17 protein-coding genes and 1 tRNA gene are annotated in these 20350 nt (G+C 34.2%); 10 read left to right on the top strand and 8 right to left on the bottom strand.

The window, feature by feature from the left end; translation table 11 throughout:
• The first annotated feature begins 77 nt into the window (after positions 1–77).
• From FP432_RS05800 to FP432_RS05780, 5 genes are all read left to right on the top strand, one after another.
• Positions 78–1835, top strand: a complete 1758-nt coding sequence (locus FP432_RS05800; RefSeq protein ID WP_265488377.1) for a YSIRK-type signal peptide-containing protein — start codon at positions 78–80, stop codon at positions 1833–1835.
• A 483-nt stretch (positions 1836–2318) separates the two neighbouring features.
• A complete protein-coding gene (locus FP432_RS05795) occupies positions 2319–5306 on the top strand; it encodes a YSIRK-type signal peptide-containing protein (protein ID WP_265488376.1) in 2988 nt (995 codons plus the stop codon).
• A 146-nt stretch (positions 5307–5452) separates the two neighbouring features.
• A complete protein-coding gene (gene brnQ / locus FP432_RS05790) occupies positions 5453–6814 on the top strand; it encodes a branched-chain amino acid transport system II carrier protein (protein WP_265488375.1) in 1362 nt (453 codons plus the stop codon).
• Positions 6815–7043: 229 nt separating this feature from the next.
• Positions 7044–7757 (top strand): bifunctional demethylmenaquinone methyltransferase/2-methoxy-6-polyprenyl-1,4-benzoquinol methylase UbiE, encoded by a 714-nt coding sequence (gene ubiE / locus FP432_RS05785; protein WP_265488374.1) that lies wholly within the window; start codon positions 7044–7046, stop codon positions 7755–7757.
• Between the two features lie 29 nt (positions 7758–7786).
• Positions 7787–8701: a prolyl aminopeptidase gene (locus tag FP432_RS05780; RefSeq protein ID WP_265488373.1), complete on the top strand. Its 915-nt coding sequence runs from the start codon at positions 7787–7789 to the stop codon at positions 8699–8701.
• 324 nt (positions 8702–9025) lie between these two features.
• Here FP432_RS05780 and FP432_RS05775 read toward each other — a convergent pair whose 3' ends face one another.
• Entirely contained in the window at positions 9026–9358 is a 333-nt protein-coding gene (locus FP432_RS05775; RefSeq protein WP_265488372.1) for a hypothetical protein, read from the bottom strand.
• Between the two features lie 138 nt (positions 9359–9496).
• Here FP432_RS05775 and FP432_RS05770 point away from each other — a divergent pair, with 138 nt between their 5' ends.
• Positions 9497–10060: a PepSY domain-containing protein gene (locus tag FP432_RS05770; RefSeq protein WP_265488371.1), complete on the top strand. Its 564-nt coding sequence runs from the start codon at positions 9497–9499 to the stop codon at positions 10058–10060.
• Between the two features lie 120 nt (positions 10061–10180).
• Here FP432_RS05770 and FP432_RS05765 read toward each other — a convergent pair whose 3' ends face one another.
• The 7 genes from FP432_RS05765 to FP432_RS05735 all read right to left on the bottom strand — a co-directional run bounded on the left by FP432_RS05765 (position 10181) and on the right by FP432_RS05735 (position 15444).
• The gene (locus FP432_RS05765) at positions 10181–10516 is read right to left on the bottom strand and encodes a hypothetical protein (protein WP_265488370.1); all 336 of its coding nucleotides are present in this window, start codon (positions 10514–10516) and stop codon (positions 10181–10183) included.
• 21 nt (positions 10517–10537) lie between these two features.
• Positions 10538–11401, bottom strand: a complete 864-nt coding sequence (locus tag FP432_RS05760; protein WP_265488369.1) for a lysophospholipid acyltransferase family protein — start codon at positions 11399–11401, stop codon at positions 10538–10540.
• The gene (locus FP432_RS05755; RefSeq protein WP_265488368.1) at positions 11398–12363 is read right to left on the bottom strand and encodes a glycosyltransferase family 8 protein; all 966 of its coding nucleotides are present in this window, start codon (positions 12361–12363) and stop codon (positions 11398–11400) included. Before FP432_RS05755 ends, FP432_RS05760 begins: the two co-directional genes overlap by 4 nt.
• A 131-nt stretch (positions 12364–12494) precedes the next feature.
• Entirely contained in the window at positions 12495–13514 is a 1020-nt protein-coding gene (locus tag FP432_RS05750) for an Abi family protein (protein WP_265488367.1), read from the bottom strand.
• Positions 13515–13697: 183 nt separating this feature from the next.
• Positions 13698–14534, bottom strand: coding sequence for a glycosyltransferase (locus FP432_RS05745; protein ID WP_265488366.1), 837 nt, complete (start codon positions 14532–14534; stop codon positions 13698–13700).
• A gap of 5 nt (positions 14535–14539) precedes the next feature.
• Positions 14540–15304: a lysophospholipid acyltransferase family protein gene (locus FP432_RS05740; protein ID WP_265488365.1), complete on the bottom strand. Its 765-nt coding sequence runs from the start codon at positions 15302–15304 to the stop codon at positions 14540–14542.
• A 67-nt stretch (positions 15305–15371) separates the two neighbouring features.
• A tRNA-Lys gene (locus FP432_RS05735) sits at positions 15372–15444 on the bottom strand.
• Between the two features lie 140 nt (positions 15445–15584).
• Between FP432_RS05735 and yycF the strand changes: the two genes are divergently transcribed.
• Genes yycF through FP432_RS05715 form a run of 4 tightly spaced genes read left to right on the top strand, consistent with a single transcriptional unit; the run spans position 15585 to position 20342 of the window.
• Positions 15585–16292, top strand: coding sequence for a response regulator YycF (gene yycF, locus FP432_RS05730; RefSeq protein WP_265488364.1), 708 nt, complete (start codon positions 15585–15587; stop codon positions 16290–16292).
• A gap of 43 nt (positions 16293–16335) precedes the next feature.
• Positions 16336–18195 (top strand): cell wall metabolism sensor histidine kinase WalK, encoded by a 1860-nt coding sequence (gene walK, locus FP432_RS05725; RefSeq protein ID WP_265488363.1) that lies wholly within the window; start codon positions 16336–16338, stop codon positions 18193–18195.
• Entirely contained in the window at positions 18185–19522 is a 1338-nt protein-coding gene (gene yycH / locus FP432_RS05720; RefSeq protein WP_265488362.1) for a two-component system activity regulator YycH, read from the top strand. Before walK ends, yycH begins: the two co-directional genes overlap by 11 nt.
• Positions 19512–20342: a two-component system regulatory protein YycI gene (locus tag FP432_RS05715; RefSeq protein WP_265488361.1), complete on the top strand. Its 831-nt coding sequence runs from the start codon at positions 19512–19514 to the stop codon at positions 20340–20342. Before yycH ends, FP432_RS05715 begins: the two co-directional genes overlap by 11 nt.
• The last annotated feature ends 8 nt before the right edge of the window (positions 20343–20350 follow it).

Raw genomic sequence — 20350 nt, 5'->3', positions numbered from 1 at the left:
ATTTGAAAAAATAAAAAACAACAGATATTATAATATCTGCATATTTGTAAAGAAGGTATAGAAAGAAGAGGATGATTATGTTATTTAATGAGCAAAATAGAGAAAAGAAAAATCGTTTTTCAATCAGAAAATTTACAGTCGGTGCTGCTTCAGTACTTATTGGTGCATTCTTTATTGGTATAAGTGAAACACAAACTGCTCATGCAGCTGAAACTGATACTGTAGCTACAGAAAAGGTTAATGCAGCTAAACCCGCAGCAGCTGATACAACTAAGCCTGTGGCTCCAGTAGCAACTTCATCAGATAATAAGGCGCCTACTCAAAGTCTTCAAAGTGAATTCGATCAAGCTGCGCAAAATCCTGGTAAGCCAGCAAGTGCAAAAAATACTGCTTTAAATAATGCTAGTGATGCTGAGTTAGCAGAGATGGCTAATGTATATAATTCTAGTCATACTACTGATCCAAATCAGGCTCAGGCTCAAGCTGAAAAGGATGGTCAAACTTACCTTCCTCTTGATCAAGCTTATAGCGATCCCAAGGCTTATATTTCAAATGCAGATGATATGCCAAAAGGGACAAAATATACTTGGAAAACAAGTCAAAGTGAATTAGCTAAGATGCTGATGGAACCAGGTCAACACAAAGTTTCTATTTTAGTTACTTTTCCTGATGGTAGCTCTACTACAGTAACTGGTGACTTTTTGGGTGTAACTGGAAGTGTTGTTAATACTATCACTACAGTGCAAGATAGCGATCCAAGCAGTCTTGATATTAAGAATGCTATAGCTGATCTTGTTCCATCAGGTGATGCTTGGAATCCTCAATCAGCTAAATGGACTATTTTGCCAGATACTTCTGTAGTTGGTGTAACTATGGGGAAAGCTGAAGTTACTTTTGCAAGTGGAAAACCTGGAGATCAACAACCTGTTATTATTCCAGTTCGTGTAACTCCTGCACCTGTTGAAAAGGTAACTAGTACTGCAAGTGAATATCTAAATGTTCGCATGCCAGATGCAGTAGCGGGCACGCCAGATTATTACTACCGTGAATTGGCTAAAAAAGAGATTACTGGTGAAAAGCAAGGTAAGACAACTACCTGGGCTTCAGTTTCATTTGCTTCAGAATCATTAACTAATGCAATAAACAGCAATGATTTTACTTATGATGCAACTGCTAAGAAGCCTGTGAGTTTACCAACTGTTCCTGGTTATACTGCAAAGATTTATGCTGCTAATGTAACAGCAGGTAGCGAATATAGTGATGCAGCAGATAAATTATTAAGTGAACTTCAAGCCAAAGTTAATGCAAATCCATATGAAATTCCAGCCTTTACTACTAATTATCCATTTGAAGTTACCTTCTTGGTTAATTATGAAGCAAATTCAACTACGGGTACTCCACTAGTACAACCGGATAATCCAGCAGCAACTGAAGCAACAGGTACACCATTAGTGCAACCAGAAAATCCAGTTGCTCCACTTCCAGAAGAACCAGAAACTCCAACTGATACTAATGATTCAACTCCAGGTGAACCAACTACAACTACTGATGAAACAGTTGCACCTCATCCAACTACAACTCCAGATGCAGATAACAATAATGGTGATAAGGTGGTTTCAGCTAATAAAGAAGAAGTAGCTCCAGTTCATGCTTCAGTTGAAAGAGATACTCATGAAGAAGTGACTGCACAGCCTAAAGCAACTACTGACAATAAACAAGAAAGTACTTTGCCACAAACTGGTGCCAAGACCAGTTCTGGTGCAGTAATCGGCTTAGCAATTGCTAGTGTAGGGGCAATCCTAGGCTTAGCTGTCGGTAAGAAGCGTAGAAATTAATTGAGTTTAAGTATTTAGATAAATATTAGGGTATATAAAGAAACACACTTTGATATCAAAATCAGAGTGTGTTTTTGTTTGAGTTTAGGTAAAAGTTCAAGCAAAAAGCCATACCGCGGCACCGGTATGGCTTTTTTGATAAATGATTTTACTAAGACTTTCTACATAAAATTGTACCATGGAAAAGACTTTTTATTCAAATCTAAGTTAGCTATATTAAAAGCAAGTGTTATATAAAGGGGGATAAAAATAACGCTTAAAAAATTTCATCTTTTTACTTTAAAAAAATTAGCTTTCAAAAAAATAAAAAACAATAGGTGAAAAAATTTTTTAAATTTTTTTCAAGAAGTAAAAGGCCATAATAATGGCAATTAGCAAGTATAACTAAATAATTATTCTAAAATAATATTTTACTATTTTTAAATAACGCATATTATTAAATATGTAAATCGATTAGAGCTATTGATAGAAAAGAGAATATAGATGTTATCAAAAAATAATAAGCAAGAAAAAAACAGAAGATTAGAAGAAAAGAATAGCCGTTTTTCAATTAGAAAATTTACAGTTGGAACTGCTTCCGTTTTAATCGGTGCATTCTTCATGGGTGTAAGTGGAACTCAAACTGTTCACGCAGCTGATGATAAAGCAGAAACTACTACTGTAAATGTTAATACTTTAGAACAAGCACCTAAAGATAACGTAAATAACCCTCTTGTTGCAAATGTTGACTTAGGCGATGACTTAGGCCTTGGCGATCTTTTAAATAACTATAATAAACAATTTGGTGATAAGAACCAAACTACTACAAATAAGGATGCTCAACAACCTGCGGCTTCAACTACATCAGACAACAAGCCAGCTCAAACACAGCAAACTGATCTTGATAAAGCTACAGATAAATTAGTTAAAGATGCTGTTGCTAACTTAAATAAAGATCCTAAAGCAGATGCTCCAAAGGTAGAAGTAAAGAAAACTAATAGAACTGTACTTCGGAGCGCTGATGTTTATGAACCAGGAGTAGATCCTAATGATGATTTCCTTGATAAGGGTTATTACTACGGTGATTTAAATATGGACGATATGCCCCAAACAAGAGTTACTATCGATGGTAAAGAATATCCAACTTTATGGGGTTCTAAGAGCTATGATGCAATGTCATTAACTGATGCTTTAAAGGGAAACAATTGGACTTTAGCTGATGATGGTACATGGAATCATACTTTACCTGCAGAACCAGGTTACACAGCAAAAATTGCTAGAGTAAGTGTAGACGTACTCGGCGGTCCAGACGGAATTTTTACCCAAGAACAACGTGATGAAGCTAAAAAGTTAACAGATCAATTAAATGATGATATTGCAAAGAATCCATATGAGATTCCAGCATACACTATTTCAAGTCCATTAGCTGTTACTTTCCATGTTGGTTATGATAAATCTGTAAAAGTAGAAACAAGAGAAAAATTAAATGTAACTCTACCAACAGCAACAGATCCAGATAATGAATATTACTATATTGCAATCAATACTGATCAAAATGATATGGCTGGTAGTAAATCAGAAGATGGTAGTTATACTTGGCAACCAGTAGAACATGCTGCAATGAGCTTAGATGAAGCTTTATCAAAATCAGATTTTACTTATGCAGATGATGGAACTGGTCATCATTCATTACCAGTTATTCCTGGATACCGTGCTAAGATTACAAGTATTACAGGACCGGATATAGCTGATGGTAGTCTAACTGATGATGACGAAACTAATGAAGCTTTGTATGAAGAGTTACAAGGCAAGATTGATGCAAATCCATATGAAATTCCAGCATATACAACTACTTTGCCATACGATGTATCATTTAATGTTGAATATGAAAAGATTCCAACTACTCCAGTAAAAGTTGAAACAAGAGAAAGATTAGATGTAACTTTACCAACTTCAACAGATCCAGACGAAGATTACTACTATGGTGGAATTAACACTGATGCTAACGACATGTCAGGTGAGAAATCAGAAGATGGTACTTACACATGGAAACCAGTAGAACATGCTGCCTTAGATTTAAACGATGCATTATCAAAACCAGATTTTGTTTATGCAGAAAATGGTTCATGGCATAATACTTTACCAAGTATTCCAGGTTACCGTGCATATATTTCTGGATTAACTGCAAATTCAGCAAGCCCAATGGACAATGATAATGAAGCAGAAGTAGATGCTTTGATGGATGAATTATTTGATAAGATTGATGCAAATCCATATGAAATTCCAGCATACACAACTACTACACCAATTAATATTTACTTCTATGTTGATTATGAAAAAGTTTCTGATGTTGGTGAAGTTGTAACTACACCAGCACTTCCAGAATACCAGGGTGACGTAACTGGTATTCCAGAAACTCGTCCAGCTGACAAACCATTTGAAGGTGGAGTAGCAGGTATGCCATTGACTCAAGAAGCTTTACCAGAAGCACAAGTAGGTATTGTCGGTGAACCATTAACTGAAGAAGCTTTACCAGAAGCGCAAGTAGGCATTGCTGGTGAACCATTGACTGAAGAAGCTTTACCAGAAGCACAAGTAGGTATTGTCGGTGAACCATTAACTGAAGAAGCTTTACCAGAAGCGCAAGTAGGCATTGCTGGTGAACCATTGACTGAAGAAGCTTTACCAGAAGCGCGAGTAGGCGTTGCTGGTGAACCATTGACTCAAGAAGCTTTACCAGAAGCACAAGTAGGCATTGCTGGTGAACCATTGACTCAAGAAGCTTTACCAGAAGCACAAGTAGGTATTGTCGGTGAACCATTAACTGAAGAAGCTTTACCAGAAGCGCAAGTAGGCATTGCTGGTGAACCATTGACTGAAGAAGCTTTACCAGAAGCACAAGTAGGCATTGCTGGTGAACCATTGACTCAAGAAGCTTTACCAGAAGCACAAGTAGGTATTGCCGGTACTCCATTAACTGAAGAAGCTTTACCAGAAGCGCAAGTAGGCATTGCTGGTACTCCATTAGTAGAAGAAGCTTTACCAGCATACACTGGTGATCTTTCAACTAGTGGTGATGCTGTAACTACTCCAGTACTTCCTGAAGCTAACCTTGATGATCAAAGTTCTGCTTCAGATAATGAACCAGTTGTTATGCCGGAAGAAACTGCTGATGCTGCAGCTACTGTTGCACCTCATGCTACTGATACCGCAGAAACTGAAGTTGTTGATAATAATGTTGTTGAAGAAGATACTACTGCTCCAGTACATAGTAATGTGGTTTCAGAAAATGAAGATCAACTTGTTGCTCAAGGAGATAATACCGTAGCTCCTAAGACTGAAGCTAACGTTGATACTAAGCAAGAAGCTAAACGTGAAAATACTTTACCTCAAACAGGTGCCAAAGCAACTGCTGCTGGTGTACTTGGTTTAATGATGGTTGGTGTTGCCGCTGTCTTAGGTTTAGCAGTCGATAAGAAACGTAAAAACTAAGATTTAGTATAACCGAAAGAGATGAGATTTAGATCTTGTCTCTTTTTCTTTTGGCCTTAAATAAGAGCGTTGCGATGTTGAAACATCTATACCTCTGTATTTTTTTTTGATAAAATATGAACATTATTAAGATGGAGGAAGAAATAATGAAAAAGACATCAGCAAAGAAATTTACTTGGAAACAGTATCTCGTGATGGCTTCCATGATCTTTGCTCTGTTTTTTGGAGCAGGTAACTTAATTTTTCCACTACATTTAGGCCAATTAGCTGGGAATAATTGGCCAATTGCAGCAGCAGGATTTTTGGTGACGGGAGTTTTATTACCCTTATTGTCTTTGCTAGCTGTATCAATTACCCATAGTTCGGGAATTTACGGGCTAGGTAAGCCTTTAGGACGTGTGTGCGCTTTGATTTTGATGGTGGTAGTTCAATTAACCATTGGGCCATTGTTTGCAACGCCAAGAACTGCTACTGTTCCTTATACAATTGGGATTGCTCCGTTATTGCCCGCTAAGTTTGAACAAGTAGGACTTTTAATTTTTTCCGTTGTATTTTTCCTGTTAGTTTTTTGGGTTAGTTATAATCAGAGCGATATTTTATCTAAGTTAGGTAAAGTTTTAAATCCAATTTTTTTAGTATTATTATTTTTAATCTTTTTGGTGGGATTTTTGCATCCGATGGGCAAAGCAGCCGCAATGAAGCCTACAGCTGCTTATTTGCATGGTAGTTTTATTAATGGTTTTTTAGAAGGTTACAATACGCTTGATGCTTTGGCAGGACTGGTTTTTGGGATTGCTATTGTTACTGCAATTAAGACAATGACCAAAAATACCGATCAAGTTTCTGCTATTATGACTAAATCCGGCCTTTTAGCAATGATTGGGATTGGAGTTATCTACTGCTGCTTAATTGTCTTAGGAGCAATGTCATTAGGTAAGTTAAAGGTTTCTTCTGATGGCGGTGTGGCTTTTACTCAAATTGTTAATTACTATGGGGGCATTTTTGGGCAAACTGTTTTAGCAGTTCTAATTATTCTTACTTGTTTAACGACGTCTGTTGGTTTGGTAGCAGCTTTTGCAGAAGACTTTCATAATCATTTTCCAGTTTTGTCTTACCATGGTTGGTTAACTTTTGCTTGTTTAGGTGCTGCGATCTTAGCTAACCTGGGCTTAGAAAAAATCATTAGTTGGTCACTTCCAGTCTTAATGTTTTTATACCCTTTGGCAATTGTATTAATTATCTTATCAGTGTGTTCACCATTATTTAAAAATGATCATATCGTATTTAAAATTGCTATGATCTTGACCTTAATTCCCGCTATTTTTGATTTGATCAGTAATTTACCTGAGCCATTAGCTAATGCAGGTTTTGTTAAAGAAGTTATCAAATTAAGACTTCAGATTTTACCTTTAGCCAATATTGGATTAGCATGGTTAATACCAGCTCTCATTGGAATTGGCCTTGGAATTATTGTTCATCTTTATCGTAGAAAGAAAAAACTTATCTAAATTATAAAAAAAGTTTTACTAAGAATGATAATTAAGTTATAATAGATGTATAATAATTAGTCATAAATAGGCACACCTTGCGGCCCCGTTCTTATTGCTTATTATTACGGAGTCGCAAGGGGAGATTGTTTAACTATCTTTCTTGAATAGTTAACTTTCTAGGTGCTTAATCGATAAGGGCATGGTTCATTTTGAATCGTGTCTTTTTTTATAGAAAAGTGGAAGAAAAATGACTTTGACAAATAAAGTACCAGAACAAGAAGTACACGATATGTTTGATCGAATTGCAGATCATTATGATCAAATGAATGACATTGTGAGTTTAGGAACACAAAGATTATGGCGTAAAAAATTTTATCAAGAATTCGCAATTAAGCCGGGAGATTTTATTTTAGATCTTTGCACCGGTACTGGTGATATGGCGATTGCGGACGCTAAGGCAACTGGGCCAAGTGGTAATGTTAAGGGACTAGATTTTAACGAAAAAATGATGTCTTTTGCAGAAAAGAAGATCCGCGCCAATGACGTGGAAAAAGAAGTGCAACTCCACCAAGGGGATGCAATGGACTTACCATTTCCTGATAATAGTTTTGATCAAGTAACTATTGGTTTTGGCTTACGTAATGTACCAGATGCAAGCAAAGTAATTAAAGAGGCTTATCGCGTTTTAAAGCCAGGTGGAAAATTTGGCTCAATAGATATGTCTCAACCTACTAATCCAATTGTTAAAATTGGGTGGAAAACTTATTTTAAAATTTTTCCACAATTTGCCCGTATTTTTTATGCTAGTTCAAAGGAATATAATTATTTAGCTACCACTAGTAAAAAATTTGTCTCTGCACAAAAATTAAAAGAAATGTTTGAAACTGCGGGATTTAAAGATGTGCAAGTTACTAAATTAAATCTCGGTGCGGGCGCTATTCATATTGGAACTAAGTTATAATAGATAATAATTGGAAAGAGAGGTCTCATATGCAAACAGGCACAAAAATTATTACCTTAGATAACGGTTACCATTTATGGACTAATACTCAAGGTGAAGGTGATATTCATCTTCTTGCTCTTCACGGTGGCCCTGGTGGTAATCATGAATATTGGGAAGACACTGCAGAACAATTAAAGAAGCAAGGTTTGAATGTACAAGTAACCATGTATGATCAACTTGGTTCATTATATTCTGACCAACCAGATTACTCTGATCCAGAAATTGCTAAGAAGTATTTAACTTACGAATACTTTTTAGATGAAGTTGATGAAGTCCGTGAAAAGTTAGGCATCGACAACTTTTACTTAATCGGTCAAAGTTGGGGTGGACTCTTAGTTCAAGAATATGCCGTTAAATATGGTCAACACTTAAAGGGTGCAATTATTTCTTCAATGGTTGATGAAATTGACGAGTATGTAGATGCTGTTAACCGCAGACGTCAAGAAGTACTTCCACAAACTGAAATTGACTTCATGCATGAATGTGAAGAAAAGGGCGATTACGACAACCAACGTTACCAAGATGATGTGCAAATTTTAAATATTAACTTTGTTGATCGTAAGCAGCCTTCTAAGCTTTACCACTTAAAAGATCTTGGTGGTAGTGCTGTTTATAATGCTTTCCAAGGTGACAATGAATTCGTCATTACTGGTAAATTAAAGGACTGGCATTTCCGTGACCAATTAAAGAATATTAAAGTTCCAACTTTACTTACTTTTGGTGAAAATGAAACAATGCCAATTGAAACTGCCAAAACTATGCAAAAAGAAATTCCAAATTCTCGCTTAGTAACTACTCCTGATGGTGGTCACCACCACATGGTTGATAATCCAGATGTTTACTACAAGCATTTAGCTGATTTTATCCGTAGTGTGGAAGATGGCAGTTTTAAAGGTGAATAAATAATAAAAGAAGCCTCAAAATTCAATCAGAATTTTGGGGCTTTTACTTGTGGCTATAATCAATACAGCATTTAGCGAGTTGGTTAGGTCTTGGTCTATCTTCCACCATCAGAAAAAGAATAAGCACAAGCAAAAAGAATGACAAAAAAAGACTTACCAATGGTACTGGTAAGCCTCTTTGATTTGAACTAATGAAAATTTGTCTCTTAAATATTTACATATATTACAATATGGTATATTTTATCATTTATTAATGGTAATTAACTTAATATGTATAAACCCTTTTATTTGATAAAATTCCAACAATGCGGCTTTATAAAATTTTTATTGTTCATCATGATGAGCTCGAATGTCACAAATAATTGCAATAATCATTAAAATGACACCGATAATGGTAAAGCAAATAGAAATGCTATAAGAATTGCCAAAGGGTGCTTTAAAGTAATTATCAAACCAAATCGCAGCAATACCTGCTTCTAAAATAGCCGCACCATAATGTTTAAGTGCCATTAACCGCCAGTAAAATAGATAAATTAAGATTAAAATTACAAAATTGGCAGGAAAGTACCATGATGAGTTGTTGGGGATAAAGATACTAATAACAATTAAAATAGTAAGTGTAATCCAAAGCCAAGCTCTTTGTTGATTATTAGACATACAAAAACCTCTTTCATTATTCTTTTCGTTTTTTATTGTAACAAAAGTGAGCATTAAAGTTGCTGATAGAAGTCTCGGCCCGGTATAATATAAATATAATTAAAAAGTTATCATTTTATTAATTAAAGGAGAACAACAATGACTAAAAAATGGACCAAACTTGCTGCAGGCGTAACAATGGCTGGTGCACTTTTATTAACAGCCACTGCATGTTCTAATAATGAAAAGACTGAGCCAAAAACTGCTGAGGTAACAAAAAAGGCTAAGGTAGCAACTATCAAATTAAGCCAGGCTGATGCAATTAGTAAATTTCATAAACAATATAGTGGTAAAGATGTCAAAGAAATTAATCTAAAACCTGAAAAGAATAAGTATGTCTATGAAATTGAGGGCTTTGATCGAACACATGAATATGAAGTAAAGATCGATGCTAATACTGGTAAAATTCTTTCTCATAAATCTGAAAAATCAAACTTAGATCAATTAAATGAACAAGCCCTAGATGTTGATAAATTAATCAGTCGAAATCAAGCAACTAAGATTGCTGAAAAGAAAGTAAAGGGAACAGCTACTGCTTGGGATCTTACTCATGACAATAAAAAGACCGTTTGGGAAGTAGAAGTTACCAAGGGTAATAAGAAGCATGAAGTAACAATTAATGCTGAAACTAAGAAAGTAATTTCTGTTGAAAAAGATGATTAATTAAATACAAATTTAAAAGGCACTCCTTTTTGAGGAGTGCCTTTTAGCATTAACATCTATCTCTTATATTAGCTGATTTGACTGGAAATTACACATATAACGGCTTCGCGGTTGTTTAACTTATTGATATTTTTTATTCTTACGAATTAATCTAACTGCTAAAACCAGTAAGACAATGAGCATGACAGGATAAGGAATGATACTCCAGTAATTATGATCCCAATAATTGAATAGGAGAGTAAAATTACTCCAAAGCTCAACACTTAAGGCAATAATGCAGATAAAATCTAGGGCAGCAATGACAACATTAACGATTTTTAGCGCGTTAATTCTATTATGTTTTTCCAAAATATCATTTAGGTAAAAAGTTCCACATGAAACAATAGCAAAGAAAATAAATACGTAAATAAAGCGTCTAATAAAATCATGAATCATAAATATATCATTAGGTTTCATTTTAATTGGGATCTTCCTCAGTTAATCTATTGGGCCGCTATAGCCTGCAATATCACTATTGGTAAATGTATAATCTAACTTTTTACCATAGGCTTTTTCATAAGCTGCCTGCTTTTGCTTATAATCAATTTCGCACATCTTTCTTGCGTTTGCCCTAATTGACAAATGGGGATCCGGATAAATAGGAGGAAGAATATGCAAAATTGTTTTTGTTTTATTGAATTGAGGCGCATTTTTTTCAGGTTTTGGCAGATCTTGGATTTCTACAAAACAAGAAATAATCGGCACTTTATTTTTTGAGGCATAATAATAAGCACCATTTTTTAAAGGGCGTGGTTTACGGTATTCGTACCACATTTCTTGTTCGGGATAAACTAAAAGCCAAGCCTTCTTTTTAAATACGTCTTTGATATGCTTAGGAAATTCGCGTCCCAAGTAACTAGGACTTTTGCTTAAAGGTACCATATTGCCATTGTTCATAATGATGCCAAAAAGACCAGGAAGCAGTAAATTAATGTCTTCGATTACAATATAGAGCTTCTTATGGTTTAAAGAAGCTAATTTTCTAATTGGAAGGCTATCAGTATGTTTAAAGTGATTAGTAGTAATAATAGCTGGACCAATATCTTTAATATTTTCTTGCCCAATAATTTGTGATTTAGACATTGATAAATTAGATAATGCACCATAAAGGGTGTCCATCACATTATTGGTGAACCTATAAAAAAATGTTTTAGTATGTTGCCAGTACTTTTCAACCGTTTCCTTGCTTTGCTTAAGCGTTAAAACAGGATCGTCAAGTTCAACAGGAATATTAAATTGTTTTGCTTTGACAGCCTTTTTTATATTTTTAAATACTTGAGGACGATTATTACCAAATATCATAATTTAACTTGTGCGCCTTTTGCCTTAATATTTGCCCAATTATTATCGGCTTTTTTAATTTCTTCGAACATTTCTACCATTTTATCTAAATCGGCACGATCTTGCTTACGATCTTCATCGGTGTAATTAGCTAATTGTTCTTTAAGTTCAGAATAAAATGGAGTTTCTTTTGCGACATCCCAGAAGTACTTACCATATTGAACGTCTTCATAATGCCATGGTTTGAAGAAGAGGTTATAGTGAACGATCTTAGGATTTTCAAATTCAGCCATGTTTTCGTTAGGCATAGAGTCCCATTCTTTGTCTAAGAAATAAATTTGGTCTTCACAAATTTCATTCATGTAAGATTGGTCTGGGTCAATTGTGAAGACTTGATAAGTTGTCAACAAGTGGATAAATCTATCAATAAACTTCTTGTCTCTAAACTTTTTAGTATCAAAGAGGATAACGCCATTGTTGATATATTTATCAGTTGGCAAAATTCCCTGACATTCAGAAATATATCTTTGAAGAGGTGGCATAAAGCGAATTGATAAGTCAGGAGCACTGGCAAACATATTATCACCAAGATTAATATTGTATAAATCTGCAATATCAGTATTGATAATTGTATCAGCGTCTAAATAAACTGCCTTATCGTATTGAGGGAATAATTCAGGGATAAAAAGACGGTAAAAAATCGAAAGGGTAAAGAATTGACCACGAAGGTAGTTCTCTTTGATGTTAGTAATTGGCTCAAGCAATTTATCATCAATGTGGAAAATATTGATATGAACATTATCTGTTGCCAAATCTTCCAATTGTTTTTTATGCTCATCAGTAATATCTTGGACCATTACGGTAATAGTGTAGTCTTTATTTGAATCGCTGTGATCAATTAAAGATTGGATTGAAACTCCAACATAAGGAGCGTAATTGTCAGTAATGGTATAAAAAACAGGAATAGTATTTGATTTTGTCATTTTATCTCCTCCACCTATAGAATGAATAATAGTTAATGTGTTAATTATATCTTATCAGGAAATAGAAATAAAAGAATCAAAGAGATTATAAAGAAAAAACACTCTTATTAAAGAGTGTTTGATTAAAAGGCTTAATATTCAATAAGATTATTATTCAAAGCTATATCGTTAGGATTGATTTTAAATAATTTATCAATTGCAGATTTATCAATGAAGCCATAGTATTCTGGAGTTGTCTTATTATTAATTAACGAATAAAGAGCCTTCTTCATATCGTTATAAGAGTACTTAGGATTAATTTTACTCATTAATTTTATAATGATGCATAATTGAAAGGCGAGACGATTGGTATAAGTACTATTTGTTTTAACTAAAATTTTTTTCTCCTTAACTTCAGTAGGTACTTTAGCCTTAGTTTTTAATTTGAAGTCACATAATGTACCATTATGACAGCAAATATTGCGTATTAAATTTATATTTTCTAACCAACTAACTAATTCATCGCTTTTGCAGCCAAAATAGTTTGAGATTTTTCTTTTATTTTGCTTACTCATTAATTTATAAATGTGAATAGTTGATCCTAAGGTGAGTTCATTCATCAATAACCAGATAGGTGGATATACTTTATCAGTAGAGTGTGTAAAAAACTGCATATCTTTAGAATATGATTTTTTAATTTTGAAGATAATTTCTTTTAAAAAATTAGCTTGTTCAGATTCAATGGTAAATTTATCCATCATTTTATTTTTTAAAAATTTATTCTTAGAATCCCTTTGGCACCAAACTCTAAAGTCTAAATATCCGTAAGGAGAATATTCACCTAAGACATGGGCAATTTTTGTATTGAGAGTAGTTTCTATATCTTCAATAGCGTGCAAAACTGCTTGCTTTAAATGCTTATCTCTATAATAACGTGCTATTAAATCATTAAAATAAAGATTCTCATAATTTTTAGTTGAATTATTTAGATAAGGTTCAGCATAATTTTTTAGATTATAATATCCTAAAGTACTAATTGTATTAAGTTGTTTGTTTAATTCGATTAATTCTCTGGTACTACTATGATGAACTTTAAGGGAGATGCCTTGTATTCCTCTTAATTTAAATAAAGCAAGTTGGTCAATATATCTTAAAGATTTATAAGTCTTCATAAAACAAAAAAACCCTCGCGATAGGACGTATCCATTAGAGCGAGGGGATTGATCTTTCTATAATCACTATAAAGGACAATAATGTTGAAGTCAATATTATTGATAAAGGTAATATTGATTTATATTTAATAATCATGATAGCAAATTATGATTATTAAATATAGATAAAAGAAGATTATTTAGTTAATCTTTTCTCTTAGCATGAAGTTGAGGTTTTAACTTCAAATATTCATTTAAAAGATCATCATATTCATGCAAATGCAGGACACTATGAACTCGCTCTACATCCCATGGCTTAACAGTAAGCATATGGAAATAAGGAATAAAGCGAAAACTAGTAGTGAAGTGCTGAATCACAGTATTCTTGTGCAATTTTCTTTGTTCATTAAAACGCTGTGGGGCAATTTTTTTATGTTTTGCTAACTTGTTCAAGGCAGTTTGATCAGGAAAGAACATTTTTTTAGTTCGCATTAAGTTGCGGACACGCGCAAAAAGACCAGTTTCTTTAATGTATTTAAGATTAAGGAGCAAAACTCCAGAATTAATATAGTCAAAAAATTTCCATTGATTATGAAAGAACCAGCGACCAAAGAAGTCTAATACGCCTACAAATTCAATACCATGAAGGTCTTGATTATAAAATTCATCAATATCTTTGCGGATAATAATGTCATTATCTAAATAAAGAATACGATCAGGTAAAGCTGGAATTTCATCCGCAAAAAGACGAATCATCGCATATGGGGTAAAACGCGTATTTTGATTTGGCTTGGGAGCGTCTTTTTGATAAAGCTGAGTAATATCAATTAATTGAACAGTACTCTTAGGATTTTTTGCCTTAATTAAGCGTTCAATTAAAGCAACTGCATGCTGACTAAAAGGATAGAATTGCTTATCGGCATTTTTAGTTTTCATTGTTAGAATGTAGAGATGCAATTCATCTACATGTTGTAAGAGCGATAGGGTAGTGATGAGTACGCCATCTTCGGCGTTGGCATCGCCACAAAATAAAATATTCATAGTTCTTATTGTTTTCTCTCGTAATCATAGAAATTATAGGTACTTTTCTTGGCACGGTTTTTCATCGTTTGAATTATTTGGTCATGTAATTTTTGGCGTTGTTCTTTTTTTGTTAAAGAAGGATCAGGATAAAAAGGTCCGTCAAGATAAATTGTGATTTTGGGATGGCGACCGTGTTTTCTTTTTTGATAAGTAGTCGTCATCACAAAGCTAGGAGTATGTGTAATAATGGGAAAGTTCATGCTCGTAGTAGGAAATGGTCGAATCTTCGTGTAATAAGGCCAAAGATGAGCTTCTGGAAAAATTAAAATGTGCTTCTTTTGCTTAATTAATTTTTTGATTACGCGAATTAATTTAGCTGTTTGACTTAAATCCTCCCCAACAGGTAACCCTGCTGCCGGCAGAGCAAGTTGGCCGATTACTGGGACACCCCAATTGGCTTGACTGGCAATAGCATAGTATTGGTTCTTACCAAGTAATGTAATTGGTAAGATTGGATCAAATACCGGCTGTGTGTGATTAGCAAAGACAAAATACCCCTTGTCTTTGAATGGTTTTAATTTTTCACGACCAATATATTTAATAGGTAAAAAGGTAGTCAGTAATTTTGCCATTCCCCAACCTAAGTAACGCACAGGCTTATTGGTCCACTTATTATTTAAAATTTGATAGTTATCGGGAAGCTTGTAATCTTGATTTTTATTTTTAACGATATCATCAGTAAAGTCTTGATAATAAATCGTCTTTTTAGGGGGATTTTTCATAGTCATAATGGTTTATTATATAGCAAATTTAGGTACAAAAAAAGCACTACAACCTCGTTGTAGTGCAACTGAATGGGTGGTTGGGGGATCGAACCCCAGACCCACGGATTAAGAGTCCGTTGCTCTGCCAGCTGAGCTAACCACCCATGTCATAACCGACAAATATTATTATGCCAGTTAGGAATATAGAATGCAAGAATTTTTTATAAAAAATCAAAAAAATTTTTAGATTTCTAAAAATAGTAAAAAACAGTATAATATAGATATAAGATAGGAGGCTTCACAAATGCCAAAGAAAGTTTTAGTAGTTGATGATGAAAAACCAATTTCTGACATTATCAAATTTAATTTGACCAAAGAAGGCTTTGATGTCGATACTGCTTATGATGGTGAAGAAGCTGTTAAAAAAGTTGAGGAATATAATCCTGACTTAATGATTTTAGACTTAATGCTTCCCAAAAAAGATGGCCTAGAAGTAGCACGTGAGGTACGTCAAACTCATGATATGCCTATTATTATGGTGACGGCTAAAGATAGTGAGATTGATAAAGTTTTAGGTCTGGAAATGGGTGCAGATGACTATGTAACTAAACCCTTTTCTAATCGTGAACTTGTAGCTCGAGTTAAGGCCAATTTAAGAAGAAGAGATTTAACTCAAAAAGCTAGTGAGGATGAAGAAAATAAAAATATTACGATTGGTAATTTGGTAATTATGCCTGATGCATATATGGTCGAAAAAAATGGCGAAAAAATAGAATTAACTCATCGTGAATTTGAATTACTTCATTATTTAGCTCAACACATGGGACAAGTGATGACGCGTGAGCACTTATTACAAACTGTTTGGGGCTATGATTATTTCGGTGATGTAAGAACTGTAGATGTGACAGTCCGACGTCTAAGAGAAAAAATAGAAGATACGCCATCTTCACCAAATATTTTAGTTACACGTCGTGGCGTAGGTTATTATGTCAAAGATCCAAGCGATGAATAGATTAACAAGCCACTCATTGTAGTGGCCTTTTTTGTGTGAAAAAATGAAAAAGATAAGAAAAGTAATTACCTCAATTAATTTTAAAATCGGAATGATTTTTATGCTCCTCTTGCTAGCAACGCTAGAAATTGTTGGGGCCTATTTTACACGTCAATTAGAGCAAACATCGATTTCCTCATTTGAAACATCTTTACAGATTCCTAATACGATTACTAATCAAATAGCAGTCCAGCTTGGGCGTTCCAATACCCAAAAGGCTAATCAACAATTAAGCAAAATTATTGCTAATTACAATAGTAATGAAGCAATTAGTGAAATAATGATTGTTGACAGTAAAGGAATTATCCGGGCTGATTCAGGTGTTAATGAGCAAACTCGTGTCGGACAGCGTGCTACCAATAGTGCAATTAAAGATGTAGTAACTAGGGGAAAACAAGTTTCACGGGTAGAGAATAGTAATAGCAATTATTTACAACAAATAACTCCGATTACTGCAAGTAATGGAACTAATACGATTATTGGTGCTGTTCTGGTAAGAGCAAGCATGCATAATATGTACGATACTATCAGAAATGTGTCGCTAGTGTTTTTAACTGCTTCTCTGGTTGCTGCTTTCTTAGGAGCTGTTGTAGCTTTGATTATTTCCCGAGCAATTACGCGTCCTATTGAAGAGATGAGGGTACAAGCTAACCGAATTGCCGAAGGAGATTATTCAGGTCAAGTAAAGGTCTATGCTGATGATGAATTAGGACAACTAGCAAGGGCTTTTAATACGCTTTCGGTTCGCATTGAACGAACCCAGGAAGCGTCTGAAAGTGAACGGCGTCGTCTTGATAATGTGTTGACGCAAATGACAGATGGAGTTATTGCCACTGACCGTCATGGTAATATTACGATTATTAACGAAACCGCATTGGACTTTTTAGATAAGACTGAAAAAGAAGTTACTGGTGAACCAATTACTAAGGTTTTAGGCTTAAAAGATATTTCAATTCAAGACTTAATGAGTACTCAGCGAGAACTAGTAATTACGGTAAATGAAAATACGCCTAATGAAATGATTTTACATGCTAACTTTTCATTAATTCAAAGAGTAACTGGATTTGTTTCAGGGCTTGTCTGTGTGCTTCATGATATTACCGAACAACAAAAAAATGAGCGTGAGCAGCAACAGTTTGTTTCAAATGTGTCTCATGAATTGCGCACACCGCTTACGTCTTTGCGTGCTTATGTCGAAGCTTTGAATGATGGTGCTTGGAAAGACGAAAATATTGCTCCCCAATTTTTACATGTTATTCAAGATGAAACTGAGCGAATGATCAGAATGATTAATGATTTGCTTAGTTTATCACGAATGGACCGTGGGGTAGCCAAAATGGATTTAGAATGGGTTAATTTCAATGACTTTGTTAACCATATTCTGAATCGTTTTGACATGATTGTTAAAACTGATGCTGAAAAAGGCGATAGTAGAACCAAGAAATATACCATAAAACGTGAGTTTACTAACCAAGCTCTTTGGGTAGAAATTGATACGGATAAAATGATGCAAGTGATTGATAATATTATGAATAATGCAATCAAGTATTCACCCGATGGTGGTGTAATTACAGTGCGTTTGTTACAATCCAATAACCACATTATTTTAAGTATTTCTGATCAAGGATTAGGTATCCCACGCAAAGACCTAAATAAGATTTTTGATCGCTTCTACCGCGTAGACAAGGCTCGTTCACGTAAACAAGGTGGTACGGGATTAGGTTTAGCAATTTCGAAAGAAATTGTTGAAGCACATAATGGTAAGATCTGGGCAGATAGTGCTGAAGGCAAAGGTTCAACATTCTATATCTCTTTGCCATATGAACCAATGAGTGAGGAAGGAGATAACTGGGATGAACTTTAATGAACATACTAAAAGAATTATTTTAAGAATTAGTTTGATTTTTATGGTTTTGCTTTCCATTGGCCTCACTGGATATATTTTTGGAACTGATGCTCACTTTTCAGGCGTAGAACAAACAACGAGTAAGTCGGCCGATAAAGAATTAGGGGAAAAGTCGTTACGAGATATTTTTGTTCCTACCCAACTATTTTATTATCAGGATGATCAACTATATCAAGTTTATGATGGTAATAAAAACCTGCCTTTAGAGTTTAACCGTTTAACTGAAAAATTAGATAAACGTAGTATTAAAAACTTTCGTAAGGATAATGATAGCTATAAAAAAATGCTCCATAACCATAACTATCTACAATTAACTTATCCTGATCAGATCACGATGCCCTTATTTATCAGGGGGATAAACAAAAAAGACGGACGAGAGTTTAACCGAATTTTTGTTTCAACTAAAAAGCGTGATTACCTATATTTGGGCAATGACGCTAACCACCACCTTTATCAGATAAAAATCAGTGATATTGCTTTTGATAAGTTTGTGCATCAAGTGACTCATGCTTCGAGTAAAATTCCAGTGTCTCTGATTCATTTAAGAGATGGTTATTCAGTTGTTTATGAAAAAGCTACTAAACTACAGGTTTATAATTACTTAACCAATGAAGAATCAAGTTCATACTATGTAAATAATCTATTAGGTTCAGGGGCTTCTTCACAAAAAACAACTGGTGATAATACAGTATACTCAAATGGTGCATATCAACGCTTAATTGTAACTAATAAAACACATCATTATGAATTTGTTGATTATCAAGAAAATAAAATTCCAAAGTTAATGACGACTCGCTTAATTGATAGTTTATATTATGTAAGAAAAACTGGACTTTCTGAACCAGATCTACGGTTCTTTGATGCAGATAATAAGACTTTTATTTATCAAAACTTTGTGGAAGAGTATCCTATTTTTTTGCCAGGTAATAATATTTCCCGGGCAAAGGTTAATTTTGCTAAAAATGGAATGTCTATAAACTTCAATAGTCTCGACTTTCAAATTCCAGTCCCAACTGATGATCCAAAAGTAACGGTTGAATCTACAGATGATGCTCTCGATGAACTATATGAAGCAGGATATACCAAAAAGGATATTAATCGAATTATTATTGGCTATCAAATCTCACAGCAAACACCGCAAACTGAGTCGAGAGAATTAGTCGAATTACATCCGACCTACTATGTCAAAATTAATAATAAGTGGCGTTCTTTAAAAGAGTGGACAAGTCTTAGTACCAAGAGTAGAAAAGGAATGGGATTAAAGGAGGAGACAAATGGATTTTAAAAGAATTGAATGGATCTTCCTGATAGTTTTTATTGGTATAAATATTTTCTTAGGTGTGGAGATTTTTCAAACACCAACCTTGCTTTCTCCAACAACTTCAAGTGGAGCTACGGCTGATTTAAATACAGAAATAAAGGCAGATAATATAAAGTTACCTAAGTTAAGTACCGAACAAAAAGATGGTTATTATCTTGCCGCTAAAACAGACAATACTTGGAATAAAGAAGCTAGTGCAGAGCTTGATTCAAGTTTGGCTAGTTCGTTTGAGGATAATACCTTGAGCGTTTCATTAACTGATCCAGTAAAAGTAAGTCATAATAAGAAAGAAAAGCTAGCAAAGATCAAACGCTTTGTTAATAACGCGAAGAATGTTTATCAAGGTAAAAAATATCAATATGTAGCTGAATTAAGTAATGGATCAGAATATACCTTTGATCAAGAAAGTAATTATGGTTTAACTTATTCAGAAGGTGCTCGGCTGCGAATTCAAGTTAAGAATGACCAAATAGTTTCTTATACTCAAACTTATATTCAGAATTTGTCGCCAGTAAGAGAAAGACAAACAACCCTTAGTGCTAAGGGTGCAATTGATGCACTTTATACATACAGTGAATTACCAAATAACTCTAAAGTCTTATGGGCAAAATTTGGTTACAGTAAGTTAATTGATGTACGAGGTAGTATAGTTTATATTCCTGTGTGGACTGTAGCAATAGAAAGTAATAATACTAAGGTGGTTACTATTAAACAAGTTAATGCCTTTACTGGTAAATTAGTTCAAGATAATAGTAATGAGACTGACAATAAAGATGTAGCTTAGGAAGGAAA

The organism is Lactobacillus sp. PV034 (genome assembly GCF_014522305.1).
Taxonomy (GTDB): domain Bacteria; phylum Bacillota; class Bacilli; order Lactobacillales; family Lactobacillaceae; genus Lactobacillus.
Note: the sequence above shows the minus strand (reverse complement) of the source record. Positions and strands in the feature narration are given on the sequence as shown.

Coding starts and splice junctions, on each gene's coding strand:
- FP432_RS05800 (WP_265488377.1), top strand. CDS start 78: ATGTTATTTAATGAGCAAAATAGAGAAAAGAAAAATCGTTTTTCAATC.
- FP432_RS05795 (WP_265488376.1), top strand. CDS start 2,319: ATGTTATCAAAAAATAATAAGCAAGAAAAAAACAGAAGATTAGAAGAA.
- brnQ (WP_265488375.1), top strand. CDS start 5,453: ATGAAAAAGACATCAGCAAAGAAATTTACTTGGAAACAGTATCTCGTG.
- ubiE (WP_265488374.1), top strand. CDS start 7,044: ATGACTTTGACAAATAAAGTACCAGAACAAGAAGTACACGATATGTTT.
- FP432_RS05780 (WP_265488373.1), top strand. CDS start 7,787: ATGCAAACAGGCACAAAAATTATTACCTTAGATAACGGTTACCATTTA.
- FP432_RS05775 (WP_265488372.1), bottom strand. CDS start 9,358: ATGTCTAATAATCAACAAAGAGCTTGGCTTTGGATTACACTTACTATT.
- FP432_RS05770 (WP_265488371.1), top strand. CDS start 9,497: ATGACTAAAAAATGGACCAAACTTGCTGCAGGCGTAACAATGGCTGGT.
- FP432_RS05765 (WP_265488370.1), bottom strand. CDS start 10,516: ATGAAACCTAATGATATATTTATGATTCATGATTTTATTAGACGCTTT.
- FP432_RS05760 (WP_265488369.1), bottom strand. CDS start 11,401: ATGATATTTGGTAATAATCGTCCTCAAGTATTTAAAAATATAAAAAAG.
- FP432_RS05755 (WP_265488368.1), bottom strand. CDS start 12,363: ATGACAAAATCAAATACTATTCCTGTTTTTTATACCATTACTGACAAT.
- FP432_RS05750 (WP_265488367.1), bottom strand. CDS start 13,514: ATGAAGACTTATAAATCTTTAAGATATATTGACCAACTTGCTTTATTT.
- FP432_RS05745 (WP_265488366.1), bottom strand. CDS start 14,534: ATGAATATTTTATTTTGTGGCGATGCCAACGCCGAAGATGGCGTACTC.
- FP432_RS05740 (WP_265488365.1), bottom strand. CDS start 15,304: ATGACTATGAAAAATCCCCCTAAAAAGACGATTTATTATCAAGACTTT.
- yycF (WP_265488364.1), top strand. CDS start 15,585: ATGCCAAAGAAAGTTTTAGTAGTTGATGATGAAAAACCAATTTCTGAC.
- walK (WP_265488363.1), top strand. CDS start 16,336: ATGAAAAAGATAAGAAAAGTAATTACCTCAATTAATTTTAAAATCGGA.
- yycH (WP_265488362.1), top strand. CDS start 18,185: ATGAACTTTAATGAACATACTAAAAGAATTATTTTAAGAATTAGTTTG.
- FP432_RS05715 (WP_265488361.1), top strand. CDS start 19,512: ATGGATTTTAAAAGAATTGAATGGATCTTCCTGATAGTTTTTATTGGT.